This window comes from Pseudomonas sp. ES3-33, from assembly GCF_000952175.1.
Taxonomy (GTDB): domain Bacteria; phylum Pseudomonadota; class Gammaproteobacteria; order Pseudomonadales; family Pseudomonadaceae; genus Aquipseudomonas; species Aquipseudomonas gregormendelii.
Genome location: NZ_JZRI01000062.1, coordinates 60,418 through 76,776 on the forward strand (window position 1 = coordinate 60,418; position 16,359 = coordinate 76,776).

The following is a 16,359-nucleotide window of genomic DNA, read 5'->3' on the forward strand; positions in this document are numbered from 1 at the left end:
CGCTTCTCTATTGCAGGAGCGAGCAAGCTCGCTCCTGCAGAGCCTGCAGATGTCAGTCGAACACGCCGAGGGTCATGTAGCTGAACCAGGAACGGTCGTCATTGTTGCCTTCCGACTCCTGTTCTTCTTCCTCGATCACGTCGCCGTTTTCATCTCTGGGCTTGAGATCGCTCGGGATTGCATCCTTGGCATCCTGGAACTGCTTCTGCACGTCCTGGTTGGCGCGGGTTTCACCCGGTGGCAGAGGCGGGCGGGATTCGATCAGGCCCAAAGTTGCCTTGCTCAGCCACGAGCGGTTGTCCGCTTCGTCCACCGAAGGCTTGAACTGACCGTCTTCCAGGCTTGGGTGGTTCGGGTAGTTGAGCTTCAGGGTTTCCAGGCTGGTGTTGGCCAACTCGTCCAGATGCAGGCGCTGGTAGGATTCGACCATTACCGCCAGGCCGTCGCCGACCGACGGGGTTTCCTGGAAGTTTTCCACTACATAGCGGCCACGGTTGGCAGCGGCTACGTAAGCCTGGCGCGTCAGGTAGTAGTCGGCCACGTGGATTTCGTAAGCGGCCAGCAGGTTGCGCAAGTAGATCATGCGCTGCTTGGCGTCAGGCGAATAACGGCTGTTCGGGAAGCGGCTGGTCAGCTGGGCGAACTCGTTGTAGGAGTCGCGGGCAGCGCCCGGGTCACGCTTGGTCATGTCCAGCGGCAGGAAACGCGACAGCAGGCCGACGTCCTGATCGAAAGACGTCAGACCCTTGAGGTAATAGGCGTAATCGACATTCGGATGCTGCGGATGCAGGCGAATGAAGCGCTCGGCGGCGGATTTCGCAGCCTCAGGCTCGGTGTTCTTGTAGTTGGCGTAGATGAGCTCGAGTTGAGCCTGATCGGCGTAGCGACCGAACGGATAACGCGACTCCAGCGCCTTCAGCTTGGCTGTGGCGGCGGTGTAGCTATTGTTGTCCAGATCGTGCTGAGCCTGCTGGTACAGCTCGGCCTCGCTCAGGTTTTCGTCTACGACTTCCTTCGATGAGCAAGCAGCGGTCAATGCGAGGATGGCGATCAGCAGCAGGTGTTTCACTTGCATGGCGGCTTGCGTCCCTATGACGGCCGCTGTCTTGGGCGGGGCCGTCCTGTTATGATGAGCGCCCCGTTGCATAGCCTCGGGGCAAAAGACGCCGTATTTAACCACAAGCGCGCAGCCGAAACCAAAAGCTGTGCCGACGCCTAGTCTGAGCATGTCCGATAAAATTGAACTTCGCGCAGAGGTGCCGTCCGAATTGGGCGGCCAACGCCTCGATCAAGTCGCCGCACAATTATTCGCTGAGCACTCGCGCTCGCGCCTTTCCGCCTGGATCAAAGACGGCCGCCTGACTGTGGATGGGGCGGTTATCCGCCCGCGAGACATCGTTCACGGTGGCGCCATTCTTGAACTGACTGCCGAGCAGGAAGCTCAGGGCGAATGGATCGCTCAGGACATCGAGCTGGACATCGTCTATGAAGATGACGACATCCTGGTGATCAACAAGCCTGCGGGCCTGGTGGTGCATCCGGCTGCCGGTCACGCTGACGGCACTTTGCTCAACGCCTTGCTGCACCACGTGCCGGACATCATCAATGTGCCCCGCGCCGGTATCGTGCATCGCCTGGACAAGGACACCACCGGTCTGATGGTGGTGGCCAAGACCATTCAGGCGCAGACCCAGCTGGTCACCCAGCTGCAAAGCCGCAGCGTCAGCCGGATCTACGAGTGCATCGTGATTGGTGTGGTCACCGCCGGCGGCAAGATCAACGCGCCGATCGGTCGTCACGGCCAGCAACGCCAGCGCATGGCCGTGATGGAAGGGGGCAAGCAAGCCGTCAGCCATTACCGCGTGCTTGAGCGTTTCCGCTCCCACACGCATGTGCGGGTCAAGCTGGAAACCGGGCGTACTCACCAGATTCGTGTGCACATGGCCCACATCAACTACCCGTTGGTTGGAGACCCCGCCTACGGCGGACGCTTCCGTATCCCGCCGGCAGCCAGTGTGACCATGGTCGAGTCGCTGAAGGCGTTTCCGCGCCAGGCTCTGCACGCGCGGTTCCTGGAGCTGGATCATCCGACGACCGGTAAGCGCATGAGCTGGGAATCGCCACTGCCGGACGATTTCGTCTGGTTGCTGACCCTGCTCAAGCAAGACCGCGAGGCGTTCATCGGATGAGTGACTGGCTGATTCCCGACTGGCCTGCGCCTGCCGGGGTGAAAGCCTGTGTTACCACCCGAGCGGGCGGCGTCAGTCTGGCGCCGTTCGACAGCCTCAACCTGGGCGATCATGTCGACGACAGCCCCCTGGCTGTTGCCGAGAATCGCCGACGTCTCACTGAACATTTCGCTATTCAGCCAGCCTGGTTGCAGCAGGTGCATGGCATTGCCGTGTCTCACGCTGACCCGGGCACGGTCGCTACGGCCGATGCCAGCTGGACGGCAACCCCCGGCATTGCCTGCGCGGCGATGACGGCCGATTGCCTGCCGGTGCTGTTCTGCGACCGTGCGGGCACTCGCGTGGCGGCGGCTCACGCCGGTTGGCGCGGGTTGGCGGCGGGAGTGCTGGAAGCCACGCTTGATACCCTGGCGCTGCCGGCAGCAGAAGTGCTGGTCTGGCTCGGCCCAGCGATAGGCCCACAGGCCTTCGAAGTGGGGACGGAGGTACGCGAAACCTTCGTGGCGCAGTTGCCTGAAGCAGCCGTTGCCTTCACGCCAGGCGTCAGTGCCGGCAAATTCATGGCCGACATCTATCAGCTCGCGCGTTTGCGCCTGGCCGTTCACGGTGTCACGGCTGTTTACGGTGGCGGTTTCTGTACCGTGACCGATCCGCGTTTCTTTTCCTACCGTCGCAACCCGCGCACGGGAAGATTTGCCTCCCTTATTTGGCTTAACCGCTAGACTTCCCTGACCTGCGTCAACCTCACGACGCTTGAATCTCCCAGAATCGACCACATCTAATGGGGTATCTGGCAGGTTTCTTCATTCAGGATGTTTATAGGTCCGGCCTGCTCAAAAGGAAGGTGACTTATGCGTATAGACCGTTTAACCAGCAAATTACAGTTAGCCCTGTCCGACGCCCAATCCCTGGCCGTCGGCCTTGATCATTCGGGCATTGAACCTGCGCATCTCATGCAGGCCATGCTCGAACAGCAGGGTGGGTCGATCAAGCCGCTGCTGATGCAGGTGGGCTTTGACGTCAACAGCCTGCGAAAAGAGCTGACCAAAGAGCTCGACCAGCTGCCGAAAATCCAGAACCCAACCGGCGACGTCAACATGTCGCAGGACCTGGCGCGCCTGCTTAACCAGGCCGATCGCCTGGCCCAGCAGAAGGGCGACCAGTTCATTTCCAGCGAGCTGGTACTGCTTGCCGCGATGGACGAAAACAACAAGCTCGGCAAATTGTTGCTGGGGCAGGGCGTGAGCAAAAAGGCCCTGGAAAATGCCATCAACAACCTGCGTGGGGGCGATGCCGTCAATGACGCCAACCACGAAGAGTCGCGCCAGGCGCTGGATAAATACACCGTCGACCTGACCAAGCGCGCCGAAGACGGCAAGCTCGACCCGGTCATCGGCCGTGACGACGAGATTCGCCGGACGATCCAGGTGCTGCAGCGTCGTACAAAAAACAACCCGGTACTGATCGGTGAGCCGGGTGTGGGTAAAACCGCGATCGCCGAGGGTCTGGCCCAGCGCATCATCAATGGTGAAGTGCCGGACGGCCTCAAGGGCAAGCGCCTGCTGTCCCTGGACATGGGTGCGCTGATCGCGGGTGCGAAGTATCGCGGTGAGTTCGAAGAGCGCCTCAAGTCTTTGCTGAACGAGCTGTCGAAGCAGGAAGGGCAGATCATTCTGTTCATCGACGAACTGCACACCATGGTCGGCGCCGGCAAGGGCGAAGGCTCGATGGATGCTGGCAACATGCTCAAGCCGGCTCTGGCGCGCGGTGAACTGCACTGCGTGGGCGCCACTACGCTCAATGAGTACCGTCAATATATAGAGAAGGACGCGGCCCTCGAGCGACGCTTCCAGAAAGTACTGGTGGATGAGCCGAGCGAAGAAGACACCATCGCGATTCTGCGTGGCCTCAAGGAGCGTTACGAAGTTCACCACAGGGTGGCGATCACCGATGGCGCGATCATCGCGGCAGCCAAGCTCAGTCACCGTTACATTACCGACCGTCAGTTGCCGGACAAGGCCATCGACCTGATCGACGAGGCCGCCAGCCGCATCCGCATGGAGATCGACTCCAAGCCGGAAGTGCTCGACCGTCTGGAGCGCCGTCTGATTCAGCTGAAGGTGGAATCCCAGGCGCTGAAGAAAGAGAGCGACGACGCGGCGAAGAAGCGCCTGCAAAAACTCCAGGAAGAAATCGCCCGTCTCGAGCGTGAGTATTCGGACCTCGAGGAGATCTGGAACGCGGAGAAAGCCGAAGTCCAGGGGTCTGCGCAGATCCAGCAGAAAATCGAGCAGTCCCGTCAGGAGCTGGAAGCAGCCCGTCGCAAGGGCGACCTGAACCGCATGGCCGAGTTGCAGTATGGGGTGATCCCGGACCTGGAGCGCAGCCTGCAAATGGTCGACCAGCACGGCAAAACCGAAAATCAGTTACTGCGCAGCAAGGTCACTGAGGAGGAGATTGCCGAAGTGGTGTCCAAGTGGACCGGCATCCCCGTGTCGAAGATGCTCGAAGGCGAGCGCGACAAGCTGATGAAGATGGAAAGCCTGTTGCACCAGCGTGTCATCGGCCAGGACGAAGCGGTGATTGCCGTATCCAACGCAGTGCGGCGTTCGCGGGCCGGCTTGTCCGATCCGAACCGTCCGAGCGGCTCGTTCATGTTCCTCGGCCCGACCGGCGTGGGTAAAACCGAGCTGTGCAAGGCGCTGGCCGAGTTTCTCTTCGATACGGAAGAGGCGATGGTGCGGATCGATATGTCCGAATTCATGGAGAAACATTCCGTGGCCCGGCTGATTGGTGCGCCACCAGGGTACGTAGGCTATGAAGAGGGCGGTTACCTGACCGAGGCGGTGCGTCGCAAGCCTTATTCGGTGATCCTCCTGGATGAGGTCGAGAAGGCCCACCCGGATGTATTCAACATCCTGCTGCAAGTGCTGGAAGACGGCCGCCTGACCGACAGTCATGGGCGCACGGTGGACTTCAAGAACACTGTGATCGTCATGACCTCGAACCTTGGGTCGGTGCAGATCCAGGAACTGGTGGGCGATCGTGAGGCGCAGCGCGCGGCGGTGATGGATGCGATTTCCACGCACTTCCGGCCTGAGTTCATCAACCGGGTCGACGAAGTGGTGATTTTCGAGCCATTGGCTCGCGATCAGATCGCCGGTATTACCGAGATCCAGTTGAGTCGTCTGCGCAGCCGCCTGACCGAACGGGAGCTGAAGCTCGAACTCAGCCCGGAGGCGATGGACAAGCTGATCGCTGTCGGTTACGACCCGGTATATGGTGCGCGGCCGCTTAAACGCGCCATCCAGCGCTGGATCGAGAACCCGCTGGCACAGTTGATCCTGTCGGGTCGGTTCATGGCTGGTGACACTGCCAAAGGTGTCGTGGAGAACGACGAAATCGTGTTTGTCTGAGCCACGATGGCAACAAAACCTGGGAGGCCTCGCTTTGCGAGGCCTTTTTTTCGTTAGGCTGTTGAACTCAAAGGAAAAGGCTTGTAAAGTGCGCCCCGCAGCAAGTCACCCGCCAGGGTTTCTGCTCCCCAAGCAGGAATCTGAAATAAGTTGCAAATCATTAACTTGAATGCAAATTAGGGGGTTGACAGAGGTGCTTAAGATTGTAGAATAGCGCGCCTCAGACACACGAACGCAGCGATGCGAACGGGTCGAAGAGACGCAGTAAAAGCTTCAAATGTTGTAATTGAAATATGTAGTTCCGTGATAGCTCAGTCGGTAGAGCAAATGACTGTTAATCATTGGGTCCCAGGTTCGAGTCCTGGTCACGGAGCCAATTTCAAACCGGGGTATAGCGCAGTCCGGTAGCGCGCCTGCTTTGGGAGCAGGATGTCAGGAGTTCGAATCCCCTTACCCCGACCATTTTTGGGTCGTTAGCTCAGTTGGTAGAGCAGTTGGCTTTTAACCAATTGGTCGTAGGTTCGAATCCCACACGACCCACCATTTTTGAAACCAGTTAAAACTGGGATCGAATCTTAAGATCAGAGGCCAAAAGCGCTGATCGAAGAAGGCGATCTTTGAAAGGTCGCCTTTTTTTTACCGGGGTATAGCGCAGTCCGGTAGCGCGCCTGCTTTGGGAGCAGGATGTCAGGAGTTCGAATCCCCTTACCCCGACCATATTAAAAATCCTCGTATCGAAAGATACGGGGATTTTTTTTGTCTGCTGATAATTGCCGGGCAAAAAGCGCCTGCAAAAAAGGCCCCGCTTTTGCGCTGGGGAGAAGCGGGGCGCAGGTTCGCTGCTTCAGGACTCAGCTGTTGTCCTTGAGATGTTCGAACAATCCTTTGGGCATTTTCTTGCCATTGGCTTCGTAGTTGGCCTTTACGTTATCAAAGGCTTCCTGCTCGTCGATCTGGCCGTCATGGTTGGTGTCGATCTTGTCGAAATCAGCCTTGGGGGCCACTTTCAGGAATTCCGCACGGGATACTTTGCCGTCCCCATCGGTATCAGTCTGGGCCATGGACTCATCACCGCATTTGCCTTCGCCACATTTGCCTTCCGGGGTTTTCACCACCTGCTCAGCCGACGCCAGCAGATATCCCTGGGCCAGGGGCTGGGAGGCGAACACCGAGCCAGACAGCATCATGCCACCGGCCAGAACCGCGCCGAGCAAGCCAAAGGTGTTAGAGGTACGGGACATTTCAATTCTCCTGGGTTGCACGACACAACCGCTCGATAAAGGGTCTGATCACCGGAGCAGGCAGGATGCCTTGCCCGGGTGTGGCCATTTAGCGGGTTGGGTGTATCGCTACTGTGTCGTGCAAGGGGGAGTTTGTATGCGAAGGGGCTGAATCGGGGAGGGGGATACAATGTGAAACGGATGTTTTCGCAGGTTATACCGAGGCGCCTGTATCGCGGGCAAGCCACGCACCCGCAAGTTGAGTGTCGAACCCGGATTTCAAGGTCGACACAATAACCAGTGGGAGCGGGCTTACCCGCGATCAGGCCCTGACGGGCACCGAATACTTAATGCAGTTTCAGGCGTGGCTCGGTGCCGCGGCCGATCTTGCTGCCCAGCATCAGCATCGCAGTACGAAACGCGCCGTACAGCGCCATCTGGTGCATGCGATACAGCGACACATAGAACATCCGCGCCAGCCAGCCTTCCAGCATCACGCTACCGGTCAGGTTGCCCATCAAGTTACCCACAGCCGAAAACCGTGACAGCGAAATCAGTGAGCCATAGTCGGTGTACTTGTACTCCGGCAAGGCCTTGCCTTCGATGCGCAATTTCAGGGATTTTGCCAGCAAGGATGCCTGCTGGTGCGCTGCCTGGGCCCGCGGCGGCACGTTGCGATCAGTGCCCGGTTGCGGGCAGGCGGCGCAGTCACCGAAGGCGAAGATATTTTCGTCGCGGGTGGTCTGCAGCGTCGGCAGTACTTGCAGTTGATTGATGCGGTTGGTTTCCAGGCCGTCGATGTCCTTGAGGAAGCCCGGCGCGCGAATCCCGGCGGCCCAGACTTTCAGGCTGGCGTTAATGACTTTGCCGTCGGCGGTGATCAGGCTGTCGGCCGTCACTTCGCTCACCGCGGCATTGGTCATGACGTTGACCCCAAGCTTCTCCAGGGTTTTATGCACAGGCCCGCCAATGCGCTCCGGCAGGGCTGGCAAGACGCGTGGCCCGGCTTCGATCAGGGTGATGTGCATGTTTTCCGGTTTGATCCGGTCCAGGCCGTAAGCCGCCAGTTCATGCGCGGCGTTGTGCAGCTCTGCTGCCAGCTCGACCCCGGTGGCCCCGGCGCCGACGATGGCCACGCTGATCTGCTCGACTTTGTCAGTCTGCCCGGCATGGGCTCGCAGGTAGTGATTGAGCAGTTGCTGGTGAAAGCGCTCCGCCTGTTTGCGGGTGTCGAGGAACAGGCAATGTTGCGCCGCACCCTGGGTGCCGAAATCGTTGGTGGTGCTGCCGACCGCGATCACCAGCGAGTCGTACGCCACTTCCCGTGCGGGCACCAGTTCGATGCCGGCTTCGTCGTAAGTGGCGGCCAGCTGGATTTTCTGCTGGGCGCGGTCGAGCCCGCTCATGCGCCCCAGCTGAAACTCGAAATGGTTCCATTTCGCCTGGGCAACATAGTTGAGTTCGTCTTCGGAGGAGTTCAGGGAGCCGGCTGCCACTTCATGCAGCAAAGGTTTCCAGATGTGGGTCAGGTTCGCGTCGACCAGCATCACACTGGCCGTGCCGCGCTTGCCCAGAGTCTTACCCAGACGGGTAGCCAACTCCAGACCGCCGGCGCCGCCGCCAACGATGACAATACGATGAGTCATGGGGATATCTCGCAAGGCTAAAAGAAATCGGTGCAGTCACCCTCGCGAGCGCAACGCGGCTCATAGCGCCAGGTAACTGATAAATCGGCTCAACAGGCCCAAACCAATGGTCACTGCCAATACCATCACCAGGAGCATCCACGGCCGGAATGGCCGGCGCTCGACTCGGTGCTGGGACAAGTGCAGGTACTCTTCGACATGCTTTTGGTCGTCGGGGTTCAGGCGGCTGGTCATAAAGCCCTCGTCAGATAGACGTTGGTGAATGTATGAAAGCTACAGCTGATTCAATAAAGGGTGTACGCAGCATAGCCGATGGGGGCCTGCAACTCACAGGCTGATGCCGACATCGAAGACGATGCTGCGCCCCAGGTTGCTGCGCAGGAAGTCGGGAGCATCCGGATGGGCGAACAGCACCCTGGCGAAGGTCGGCCCCACCAGTGATAACGAGCGCCAGCCCTGGCGCAAGTATTCGGTGGGGGGTGGAAAATGGCTGTTGAGGTCCAGCACTTCGCGCTTGAGGCTGGCGAAGGCGATGATATCGAGCTCCCCAAGGTCCATGCCCCGCTCTTTGTAGTTGTGCGCTTTCTTGCGCAAGGTCGGTGCGAGCCTGAGCAGGAACTCGTTGGCGGGAATGCGCTTGGGCTTCGCCTCCCGACGCACCAGCGAGCTCAGGGAAAACGCACTGCGCCGACGCTGCAATTCATCGCGCCACTCATCGTTGAGGCGCCGACCTTCGTCCAGCACAAAGAACACCTCGAAACTGGCGTCGCGAAACAGCACATCAGGCGGCTCCCCGGCAGGCGCAAACTCGTCCACTCGGTAGGGAATGTTCAGCCCTTGCAGCAGGCGCTGGCACACCCAACGCTCGCGCTCCCATTTGCGGGCATTGGACAGGAACGCGTTGGCTTGCTCGGCCGCAATGGTCAGCAGGCGTAAGTAATCAGAGTCATCCATAGGCCCAAGCTTAGCGTTCAAATGCGCTGGCAAAGAAGACAATTTGTTGTACAGGGGCAAAGGCCATCGGCAAGACAGCCTCTTTTCGCGCCCGCTCCAAGGCCCTGCACAAAACGGATAGTGATCTGCGCGCAGCGGATATTTCCACGCGTCCGCCAGCTTTACCCTCGGCTTTACGGGACGTTAGCCGCTTTTGCGACGCTCTGAAATAAAAACAACAAGAGAAAAACGCCATGCGCAAAATTGACGTACATGAGGTTATCGACAACGCACGCTTCAATCGCTTCCACTGGATGGTGCTGTTCTGGTGTGCCCTGATCATCATCTTCGACGGTTACGATTTGGTGATATACGGCGTGGTGCTGCCGATGCTGATGAAAGAGTGGGGGTTGACTCCCCTGCAGGCTGGAGCGCTGGGCAGTTACGCTTTGTTTGGAATGATGTTCGGCGCGCTGTTTTTCGGACCGCTGTCGGACCGCATCGGCCGCAAGAAAGCCATCACGATCTGCGTGATGCTGTTCAGCGGGTTTACCGTACTCAATGGGTTTGCCCGTAATCCCACCGAGTTCGGTGTGTGCCGCTTCATCGCCGGCCTCGGCATTGGCGGGGTCATGCCCAACGTCGTGGCGCTGATGAACGAGTACGCGCCGAAGAAAATCCGCAGCACGCTGGTGGCGATCATGTTCAGCGGTTACTCCGTGGGCGGCATGCTCTCGGCGGGGCTGGGTATTGTGTTGATCCCCAGCTTCGGTTGGCAGTCAGTGTTCTACGTCGCGGTACTGCCGTTACTGCTGTTGCCGCTGATCATGTACTTCCTGCCTGAATCGGTGGGTTTCATGCTGCGCCAGGGACGCAATGAAGAAGCACGCAACATTCTTCAGCGGGTCGATCCGGCCTACGTCGCGCAAATAGACGATCAACTCGACATGAGCGAAGTGAAGGGCACCGGCACTCCGGTGTTGCAATTGTTTCGCGAGGGCCGGGCGCTGCGCACGCTGATGCTGTGGCTGGCATTCTTCTGTTGCCTGCTGATGGTGTACGCCTTGAGTTCGTGGCTGCCGAAGCTGATGGCCAACGCCGGTTACAGCCTGGGCTCGAGCCTGTCTTTCCTGTTGGTACTCAACTTCGGGGCGATTTTCGGCGCGGTCGGAGGCGGTGTGCTGGGTGACAAACTGAACCTGCCACGGGTGTTGGCGGTGTTCTTTGCCATGGCGGCCGTATCAATCACCTTGCTTGGCTTCAACAGCCCGATGCCGTTGTTGTACCTGCTGATCGCCATCGCCGGCGCCACCACCATCGGCTCGCAGATTCTGTTGTACGCCTGCGCGGCGCAATTCTATTCGATGACGATTCGCTCCACCGGTCTGGGCTGGGCCTCGGGTGTCGGGCGCAATGGCGCGATCGTGGGCCCACTGCTGGGCGGTGCCTTGCTTGGCATCAACCTGCCACTGCAGCTCAACTTCATGGCGTTTGCCTTGCCCGGTGCGGTGGCGGCGATTGCCATGACCGTGTTTGCCATCAGCAGTCAGCGCAGCGCCAGGCACGCCCAGTCCATGCGCGCCGTTGCGCCGGCCGGGGCCGTCGGCGACGCGTCATGAAATCATTGCTACGGGACTTCTCCCTGTCGGCCGCCGTCGCCGGTTTTATCGCGACGGTTATTTCCTACGCGGGCCCACTGGTGATTATTTTCCAGGCCGCCGACAGCGCACAGCTTTCGCGAGAAGTGCTGTCGTCGTGGGTCTGGGCAATTTCCATCGGCAGTGCGGTGCTGGGGATCGGCTTGAGCCTGCGTTACCGCGTGCCGGTGATCATTGCGTGGTCGGCGCCGGGTTCGGCGTTGCTGGTGGCGCTGCTGCCGGGTATTTCCATGCCGGAGGCGGTGGGCGCGTATCTGGTCAGCAGCCTGATTATATTTCTGGTCGGGGTGTCTGGGGCGTTTGACCGGATCATCAGCAAACTGCCTGCGGCGATTGCCGCAGCGATGCTGGCGGGAATTTTGTTCAGCTTCGGCACTGGTTTGTTCGTCTCGTTGCAGGGCAAGCCGCTGCTGGTGCTGGCGATGTTCGTTACTTATCTGGTCTGCAAGCGTCTGCTGCCGCGGTATGCGGTGTTGATGGTGCTGCTGGTGGGCTGCTCGATAGCCTTTGTCGCTGGCGATCTGCGCAGCGAAGCATTGGTCATTGGCTTGGCGACACCGGTCTGGGTCACGCCCGAGTTTACCTTGAGCGCGACCCTGAACATCGCCTTGCCCCTGGTGATGGTGGCACTGACCGGCCAATTTGTGCCCGGCATGGCGGTCTTGCGCGCCAGTGGGTACTCCACGCCTGCCGGGCCGATCATCGCCAGCAGCGCGTTGGGCACGGCGCTGTTGGCACCGTTCGGTTGCCATGGGCTGAACCTGGCGGCGATTACGGCGGCCATCTGCACCGGTCGTGACGCCCATGAAGATCCGCACAAGCGCTATGTGGCCGGCGTTGTCGGCGGTCTGTGTTACCTGGTGCTGGGGATCTTCGGTGCCACCCTGGTTTCGTTGTTCTCGGCGTTTCCCAAGGAGCTGATTGCGACGCTCGCAGGCCTGGCGTTGTTCGCTGCAATTGCCGGGGCTTTGGCCGGCGCAATGGCCGTGCCGGGTGATCGCGAGGCGGCGTTGGTCACCTTTCTTGCTACGGCTTCGGGCATGTCGCTGTTCGGACTGTCTGCGGCATTCTGGGGCCTGATTTTCGGCATGGCCACCCACCTTCTGTTAAACGCCCGCCGCGAAAACGCAGCGGCTGATGCACTCCCGACTGTCGATCAATAAAAACAAGAGAAAAGACGATGAAACAGATTGTTCCAACAACCGGTTCGGTGTTGTCCATGGCGCTCGTCTCGAGTTTCTCCGCCGGTGCGCTGGCGGCAGAGGCTGGCTTTATCGAAGACACCACGGCCACCTTGCAAGCGCGCAATTACTACTTCAGCCGGGACTTCTCCGACATCGTCGGGGCAAACCGGCAGTCGAAGGCTGAAGAGTGGGCGCAGGGCTTCATTCTCAACGTCAAATCAGGCTACACCCAGGGGCCCGTGGGATTTGGCGTGGACGTGATCGGCCTGCTCGGCCTCAAGCTCGACAGCGGTCCCGACCGGGTCAATACCGGTTTGCTGCCGGTGAAAGATGATGGGCGCGCGGCCAACGATTACAGCCGACTCGAAGCAGCCTTGAAGGTCCGCTACTCGAAAACCGAAATCAAGGTGGGGGAGTTGCAACCAAATGTGCCGGTGCTGGCGTTCAGTGATATCCGCCTGCTGCCGCCGAGCTATCAGGGTGCGAGCATCAGTTCCAGTGAGATCAACGGCCTGACATTGCAGGGCGGCCATTTGAACTCCACCAGTCTGCGCAACGAAGCGGGCGACGAAAAAATGCAGGCCATGCTGGGTCACGTGCCGCAGCGTCAAGTCAGCAGCGACGGCTTCAATTTTGCCGGTGGCGATTACGCCTTCAACGATAAACGCAGTTCCGTCAGCGCCTGGTACGGGCAGTTGGAAGATATCTACAACCAGCGTTTTCTGGGCCTCAAACACAGTCAGCCGACGGGCGACTGGATTCTGGGAGCCAACATTGGTTATTACGATTCACGCGAAGATGGCAAAAAACTGCTAGGTAATATCGACAACCAGGCGTTCTTTTCGCTGTTGTCGGCCAAGCGTGGCGGCCATACGTTCTATGTCGGTTACCAGGGGATGTTCGGTGACAGCGCCTTTCCACGGGTGTTTGCCAACATATCGCCACTGGGCAACGAGGTGCCGACCTATGAGTTTGCCTCCACCGACGAGCGCTCGTGGCAAGCGCGTTACGACTACGACTTCGCCGCTTTAGGCGTGCCGGGTCTGACCAGTACCGTGCGTTACATTTCCGGTAATAACGTCGACACCGGGAAAGGGTTCGAGGGCAAGGACCGCGAGCGTGATCTTGACCTTGGATATGTCGTGCAAAGTGGTAGCCTCAAAGGCGTTGGGGTTCGTGTGCGCAATGCAATGGCGCGCTCAAACTACCGCAGTGACATTGACGAGAATCGCCTGATCCTCAGCTACACATGGACCTTGCTGTGATGCGTTGATTACAGGTCGCAATTGCCCATGACTTGATAGGTGACTCGCTGAGTCTGGCCCTGATGATCGATGTAGACCATGGTGGCCGGTACGACATCGCAGCCGGTCGGGGTGTCGCTGACTGACACTACCTTGGCGATGTCCAGCGGATGTGCCGGGTCGTAGGGAGTGGCAGCGGGTTCGTTGGTGGCGGCCATGGCCGAGGTGGCGACGAAGGCCAAAAGCAGGGCAGTGAGGGTTTTCATCTGGATTCTCCTGGTTGATTCTGTTGGTTGAATTTTAGTCTTTGCTTCCATTGGATAAAGGGGGGCGGGGCCGATTCAGCGTTGCAGGCTACGTAACAATCGATGGTGTCCACTTCGATCGGTGCGGTGCAACCACCACGGTGTAGACTGAAAATCCTCCCGGTACGGAAAAGGAGCAAGCACAGCCATGATCGGCGCCGAGCTACTGTCAGCTGAAACCCTGACCATCGGATGGGTGATCTACGTTCCGATTCTGCTCTGGGCCATTGCACGCTCGCCCTGGGTCGAACTGTTCAGCGATCGCCGCCGCCAGCACCTGTTGTTTGGTACCGTGTTCGCCCTGTTCATGCTCTGGCTGGTCAGGCGGGATTTTGATACGGGCGTGTCCTATCACTTTCTCGGCATGACTGCGGTGACCCTGCTGCTCGACTGGCCACTGGCAATAGTCGGCGGGTTTGTTGCGCAAGCGGGGTTGGTCATGCTCGGGCGCCAGGACCTGGCGGCGATGGGGGTGAACGGTGCTTTGCTGATCATGCTGCCGGTGTTGATCACCGAGTGCTGCGCCATCCTGGTCGAGCGCGCACAACCGCGTAATCCCTTCGTCTACATCTTCGTATCCGGTTTTTTCGCCGCAGCGCTTTCGGCCCTGCTGTGCCTGCTGCTGGCGCTGTGGTTGCTGTGGTTCGACGAGCGCTTCGTGATGCCTTACTGGCTGGAGGATTTCGTCGGTTACCTGTGGCTGATCATTTTCCCCGAAGCGTTTATCAACGGCATGATCGTCAGCGCACTGGTGGTGTTCAGCCCCGAGTGGCTCGAAACCTTCAATCGCACGCGCTACCTGTCCGCGCCGTGGAAAGACGACGACCCCAAGGCATGATCCTCACCTGGCGGCCGACGTCGTGCAGGTCGGCCATCAATGACGAGGTTCAAAGTCCTCGCTGAACAGGTCGTCTTCGGCATCCGGGCTCACCGGAATCTTGTGTTCTTCCGACGCCCAGGCGCCCAGGTCGATCAGTTTGCAGCGGTCCGAGCAGAACGGCCGGAAGGTGTTGTCAGCACTCCATTCGACCGGGGCGCCGCAGGTGGGGCAGTTGACGGTTGGGGTTTGGCTCATGACTGGCCTCCACGCAATGTTAGGTAAAAGTGGTGCAGGCGCTCGACCTCGCTGTGCAGCCAGGCGAGGTCGCGGTCGTTGACCACCACATCGTCGGCATGGCTCAAGCGGTCCTGGCGACTGGACTGTGCCTTGAGGATCGCCTGGACTTGCTGTTCGCTGGTCTGGTCGCGCTGCAAGGTGCGTTCTATCTGCAGCTGCTCGGGTGCATCGATCACCAGCACCCGCTGGGTCATGGCGTACTGGCCGGACTCGATCAGCAATGGCGAAACCAGAATCGCATAGCGCGATTGTGCCTTGGCCAGGTGATCGCTGATTTCCCTGGCGATCAGCGGATGCAGCAGCGCCTCGAGCCAGCGACGTTCTTCGGGAACTTCGAAGATCAGTTTGCGCAACGCCGCGCGGTCGAGTTGGCCGTCGGCTTGCAGCACGTCGGCACCGAAGTGCCCGGCGATCTGCGCCAGCGCCGGGCGACCGGGTTCAACCACCCAGCGCGCGGCATGGTCGGCATCGATCACGTGCACGCCCAGGTCAATGAAGTGCTGGGCGGCCGCGCTTTTGCCGCTGCCGATGCCGCCGGTCAGGCCAAGAATCCAGGGTTTTTCCACAGGGGTATTCATTTCAAACCGACAAACTGCCAATAGAAGTCGGTTATTTGACCACCCCAGAGCAAGGCAATCCAGCCGGCAATTGCCAGATACGGCCCAAAGGGCATCGGCGTCGAGGTTTTTGCGTTGCGCATACGCAGCATGGCCACGCCAATGATGGCGCCGACCAGGGAAGACAGGAGGAGCGTCAGGGGCAGGATCTGCCAGCCACCCCAGGCGCCGAGCATCGCCAGCAGCTTGAAATCACCGTGCCCCATGCCGTCCTTGCCGGTCACCAGCTTGAACACCCAGAACACCGACCACAGCACCATGTAACCGGCGATCGCGCCCCACAGCGCTTCGTGGAGCGGCACGAACAGGGTAAAACTGTTGGCGATCAACCCCAGCCACATCAGTGGCAATACCAGGACATCCGGGAGCAATTGATGCTCGGCGTCGATCAGGCTCATGGCCAGCAGGCCCCAGGTCAGGAACAGCACCAGGCAGGCTGGCCAACCGAAGCCAAAGTGCCAGGCGATGAACCCTGACAGCAGGCCACAGGCCAGCTCGGTCAACGGGTAGCGCTTGCTGATCGGCGCAGCGCAGCCGGAGCAGCGGCCGCGCAAGAACACGTAACTGAAGACCGGGATGTTCTCCCACGCCCGGATCGAATGGCCACAGTGGGGGCACTGGGAGTGAGGCAGCATCAGGTTGTAAGTCGGCAGTGGTGCAGGAGCGGGATGGCCGAGCATGTCTTGCGCTTGCAGGCGCCATTCACGCTCGAGCATCTTGGGCAGCCGCCAGACCAGCACATTCAGAAAACTGCCCACCAGCAAGCCAAGCACCAGGGCCAGAGCAACGAAGCCCAGTGGGGAGTGCTGCAGAATTTCATTCAAGGGCAT

The 16,359-nt window shown here is 59.7% G+C and carries 16 protein-coding genes and 4 tRNA genes; 11 read left to right on the top strand and 9 right to left on the bottom strand.

The window, feature by feature from the left end:
• Positions 1–52: 52 nt before the first annotated feature.
• Complete coding sequence (locus UB23_RS11130; RefSeq protein WP_045059369.1) at positions 53–1,075, bottom strand: outer membrane protein assembly factor BamD; 1,023 nt, start codon at positions 1,073–1,075, stop codon at positions 53–55.
• 151 nt (positions 1,076–1,226) lie between these two features.
• Between UB23_RS11130 and rluD the strand changes: the two genes are divergently transcribed.
• The 7 genes from rluD to UB23_RS11165 all read left to right on the top strand — a co-directional run bounded on the left by rluD (position 1,227) and on the right by UB23_RS11165 (position 6,322).
• Positions 1,227–2,189 carry a 23S rRNA pseudouridine(1911/1915/1917) synthase RluD gene (gene rluD / locus UB23_RS11135; RefSeq protein ID WP_007942311.1) on the top strand — a complete coding sequence of 321 codons (963 nt, stop codon included), beginning with the start codon at positions 1,227–1,229 and terminating at the stop codon, positions 2,187–2,189.
• The gene (gene pgeF / locus UB23_RS11140) at positions 2,186–2,911 is read left to right on the top strand and encodes a peptidoglycan editing factor PgeF (RefSeq protein ID WP_045059370.1); all 726 of its coding nucleotides are present in this window, start codon (positions 2,186–2,188) and stop codon (positions 2,909–2,911) included. The genes rluD and pgeF overlap by 4 nt, the downstream gene beginning before the upstream one ends.
• A 129-nt stretch (positions 2,912–3,040) precedes the next feature.
• Positions 3,041–5,605, top strand: coding sequence for an ATP-dependent chaperone ClpB (gene clpB, locus UB23_RS11145; protein ID WP_045059371.1), 2,565 nt, complete (start codon positions 3,041–3,043; stop codon positions 5,603–5,605).
• 300 nt (positions 5,606–5,905) lie between these two features.
• Positions 5,906–5,981 (top strand) — tRNA-Asn (locus UB23_RS11150).
• 9 nt (positions 5,982–5,990) lie between these two features.
• Positions 5,991–6,067, top strand: a tRNA-Pro gene (locus UB23_RS11155).
• Between the two features lie 5 nt (positions 6,068–6,072).
• Positions 6,073–6,148: transfer RNA gene (locus tag UB23_RS11160), tRNA-Lys, on the top strand.
• 97 nt (positions 6,149–6,245) lie between these two features.
• Positions 6,246–6,322, top strand: a tRNA-Pro gene (locus UB23_RS11165).
• Between the two features lie 134 nt (positions 6,323–6,456).
• On the opposite strand, the gene UB23_RS11170 is transcribed toward UB23_RS11165, so the two are convergent.
• The 4 genes from UB23_RS11170 to UB23_RS11185 form a co-directional block, all read right to left on the bottom strand.
• Complete coding sequence (locus UB23_RS11170; RefSeq protein WP_045059372.1) at positions 6,457–6,846, bottom strand: HvfA family oxazolone/thioamide-modified RiPP metallophore; 390 nt, start codon at positions 6,844–6,846, stop codon at positions 6,457–6,459.
• 326 nt (positions 6,847–7,172) lie between these two features.
• Complete coding sequence (locus tag UB23_RS11175; RefSeq protein WP_045059373.1) at positions 7,173–8,471, bottom strand: NAD(P)/FAD-dependent oxidoreductase; 1,299 nt, start codon at positions 8,469–8,471, stop codon at positions 7,173–7,175.
• A 60-nt stretch (positions 8,472–8,531) separates the two neighbouring features.
• Positions 8,532–8,705: a DUF3094 domain-containing protein gene (locus UB23_RS11180; protein ID WP_045059374.1), complete on the bottom strand. Its 174-nt coding sequence runs from the start codon at positions 8,703–8,705 to the stop codon at positions 8,532–8,534.
• A 93-nt stretch (positions 8,706–8,798) separates the two neighbouring features.
• A complete protein-coding gene (locus tag UB23_RS11185) occupies positions 8,799–9,425 on the bottom strand; it encodes a DUF1780 domain-containing protein (protein WP_045059375.1) in 627 nt (208 codons plus the stop codon).
• 233 nt (positions 9,426–9,658) lie between these two features.
• Between UB23_RS11185 and UB23_RS11190 the strand changes: the two genes are divergently transcribed.
• The 3 genes from UB23_RS11190 to UB23_RS11200 are packed head-to-tail and all read left to right on the top strand — an operon-like array spanning position 9,659 to position 13,511.
• Positions 9,659–11,023, top strand: a complete 1,365-nt coding sequence (locus UB23_RS11190; protein ID WP_045059376.1) for an aromatic acid/H+ symport family MFS transporter — start codon at positions 9,659–9,661, stop codon at positions 11,021–11,023.
• Positions 11,020–12,225, top strand: a complete 1,206-nt coding sequence (locus tag UB23_RS11195) for a benzoate/H(+) symporter BenE family transporter (protein WP_045059377.1) — start codon at positions 11,020–11,022, stop codon at positions 12,223–12,225. Before UB23_RS11190 ends, UB23_RS11195 begins: the two co-directional genes overlap by 4 nt.
• A gap of 17 nt (positions 12,226–12,242) precedes the next feature.
• Positions 12,243–13,511, top strand: coding sequence for an OprD family porin (locus UB23_RS11200; RefSeq protein WP_045059378.1), 1,269 nt, complete (start codon positions 12,243–12,245; stop codon positions 13,509–13,511).
• Positions 13,512–13,519: 8 nt separating this feature from the next.
• On the opposite strand, the gene UB23_RS11205 is transcribed toward UB23_RS11200, so the two are convergent.
• Positions 13,520–13,756 carry a DUF2790 domain-containing protein gene (locus UB23_RS11205; protein ID WP_045059379.1) on the bottom strand — a complete coding sequence of 79 codons (237 nt, stop codon included), beginning with the start codon at positions 13,754–13,756 and terminating at the stop codon, positions 13,520–13,522.
• A gap of 187 nt (positions 13,757–13,943) precedes the next feature.
• Between UB23_RS11205 and UB23_RS11210 the strand changes: the two genes are divergently transcribed.
• Positions 13,944–14,633, top strand: coding sequence for an energy-coupling factor ABC transporter permease (locus UB23_RS11210; protein WP_045059380.1), 690 nt, complete (start codon positions 13,944–13,946; stop codon positions 14,631–14,633).
• A gap of 36 nt (positions 14,634–14,669) precedes the next feature.
• On the opposite strand, the gene yacG is transcribed toward UB23_RS11210, so the two are convergent.
• The 3 genes from yacG to UB23_RS11225 are packed head-to-tail and all read right to left on the bottom strand — an operon-like array spanning position 14,670 to position 16,359.
• Complete coding sequence (gene yacG, locus UB23_RS11215) at positions 14,670–14,870, bottom strand: DNA gyrase inhibitor YacG (protein ID WP_045059381.1); 201 nt, start codon at positions 14,868–14,870, stop codon at positions 14,670–14,672.
• Positions 14,867–15,490 carry a dephospho-CoA kinase gene (coaE, locus tag UB23_RS11220; RefSeq protein WP_045059382.1) on the bottom strand — a complete coding sequence of 208 codons (624 nt, stop codon included), beginning with the start codon at positions 15,488–15,490 and terminating at the stop codon, positions 14,867–14,869. Before coaE ends, yacG begins: the two co-directional genes overlap by 4 nt.
• A complete protein-coding gene (locus UB23_RS11225) occupies positions 15,487–16,359 on the bottom strand; it encodes a prepilin peptidase (protein ID WP_045059383.1) in 873 nt (290 codons plus the stop codon). Before UB23_RS11225 ends, coaE begins: the two co-directional genes overlap by 4 nt.

What these genes read in the sequence shown, in the direction of transcription:
- UB23_RS11130 (WP_045059369.1), bottom strand. Translation starts at nt 1,075, where the DNA reads ATGCAAGTGAAACACCTGCTGCTGATCGCCATCCTCGCATTGACCGCT.
- rluD (WP_007942311.1), top strand. Translation starts at nt 1,227, where the DNA reads ATGTCCGATAAAATTGAACTTCGCGCAGAGGTGCCGTCCGAATTGGGC.
- pgeF (WP_045059370.1), top strand. Translation starts at nt 2,186, where the DNA reads ATGAGTGACTGGCTGATTCCCGACTGGCCTGCGCCTGCCGGGGTGAAA.
- clpB (WP_045059371.1), top strand. Translation starts at nt 3,041, where the DNA reads ATGCGTATAGACCGTTTAACCAGCAAATTACAGTTAGCCCTGTCCGAC.
- UB23_RS11170 (WP_045059372.1), bottom strand. Translation starts at nt 6,846, where the DNA reads ATGTCCCGTACCTCTAACACCTTTGGCTTGCTCGGCGCGGTTCTGGCC.
- UB23_RS11175 (WP_045059373.1), bottom strand. Translation starts at nt 8,471, where the DNA reads ATGACTCATCGTATTGTCATCGTTGGCGGCGGCGCCGGCGGTCTGGAG.
- UB23_RS11180 (WP_045059374.1), bottom strand. Translation starts at nt 8,705, where the DNA reads ATGACCAGCCGCCTGAACCCCGACGACCAAAAGCATGTCGAAGAGTAC.
- UB23_RS11185 (WP_045059375.1), bottom strand. Translation starts at nt 9,425, where the DNA reads ATGGATGACTCTGATTACTTACGCCTGCTGACCATTGCGGCCGAGCAA.
- UB23_RS11190 (WP_045059376.1), top strand. Translation starts at nt 9,659, where the DNA reads ATGCGCAAAATTGACGTACATGAGGTTATCGACAACGCACGCTTCAAT.
- UB23_RS11195 (WP_045059377.1), top strand. Translation starts at nt 11,020, where the DNA reads ATGAAATCATTGCTACGGGACTTCTCCCTGTCGGCCGCCGTCGCCGGT.
- UB23_RS11200 (WP_045059378.1), top strand. Translation starts at nt 12,243, where the DNA reads ATGAAACAGATTGTTCCAACAACCGGTTCGGTGTTGTCCATGGCGCTC.
- UB23_RS11205 (WP_045059379.1), bottom strand. Translation starts at nt 13,756, where the DNA reads ATGAAAACCCTCACTGCCCTGCTTTTGGCCTTCGTCGCCACCTCGGCC.
- UB23_RS11210 (WP_045059380.1), top strand. Translation starts at nt 13,944, where the DNA reads ATGATCGGCGCCGAGCTACTGTCAGCTGAAACCCTGACCATCGGATGG.
- yacG (WP_045059381.1), bottom strand. Translation starts at nt 14,870, where the DNA reads ATGAGCCAAACCCCAACCGTCAACTGCCCCACCTGCGGCGCCCCGGTC.
- coaE (WP_045059382.1), bottom strand. Translation starts at nt 15,490, where the DNA reads ATGAATACCCCTGTGGAAAAACCCTGGATTCTTGGCCTGACCGGCGGC.
- UB23_RS11225 (WP_045059383.1), bottom strand. Translation starts at nt 16,359, where the DNA reads ATGCCCTTGAATGAAATTCTGCAGCACTCCCCACTGGGCTTCGTTGCT.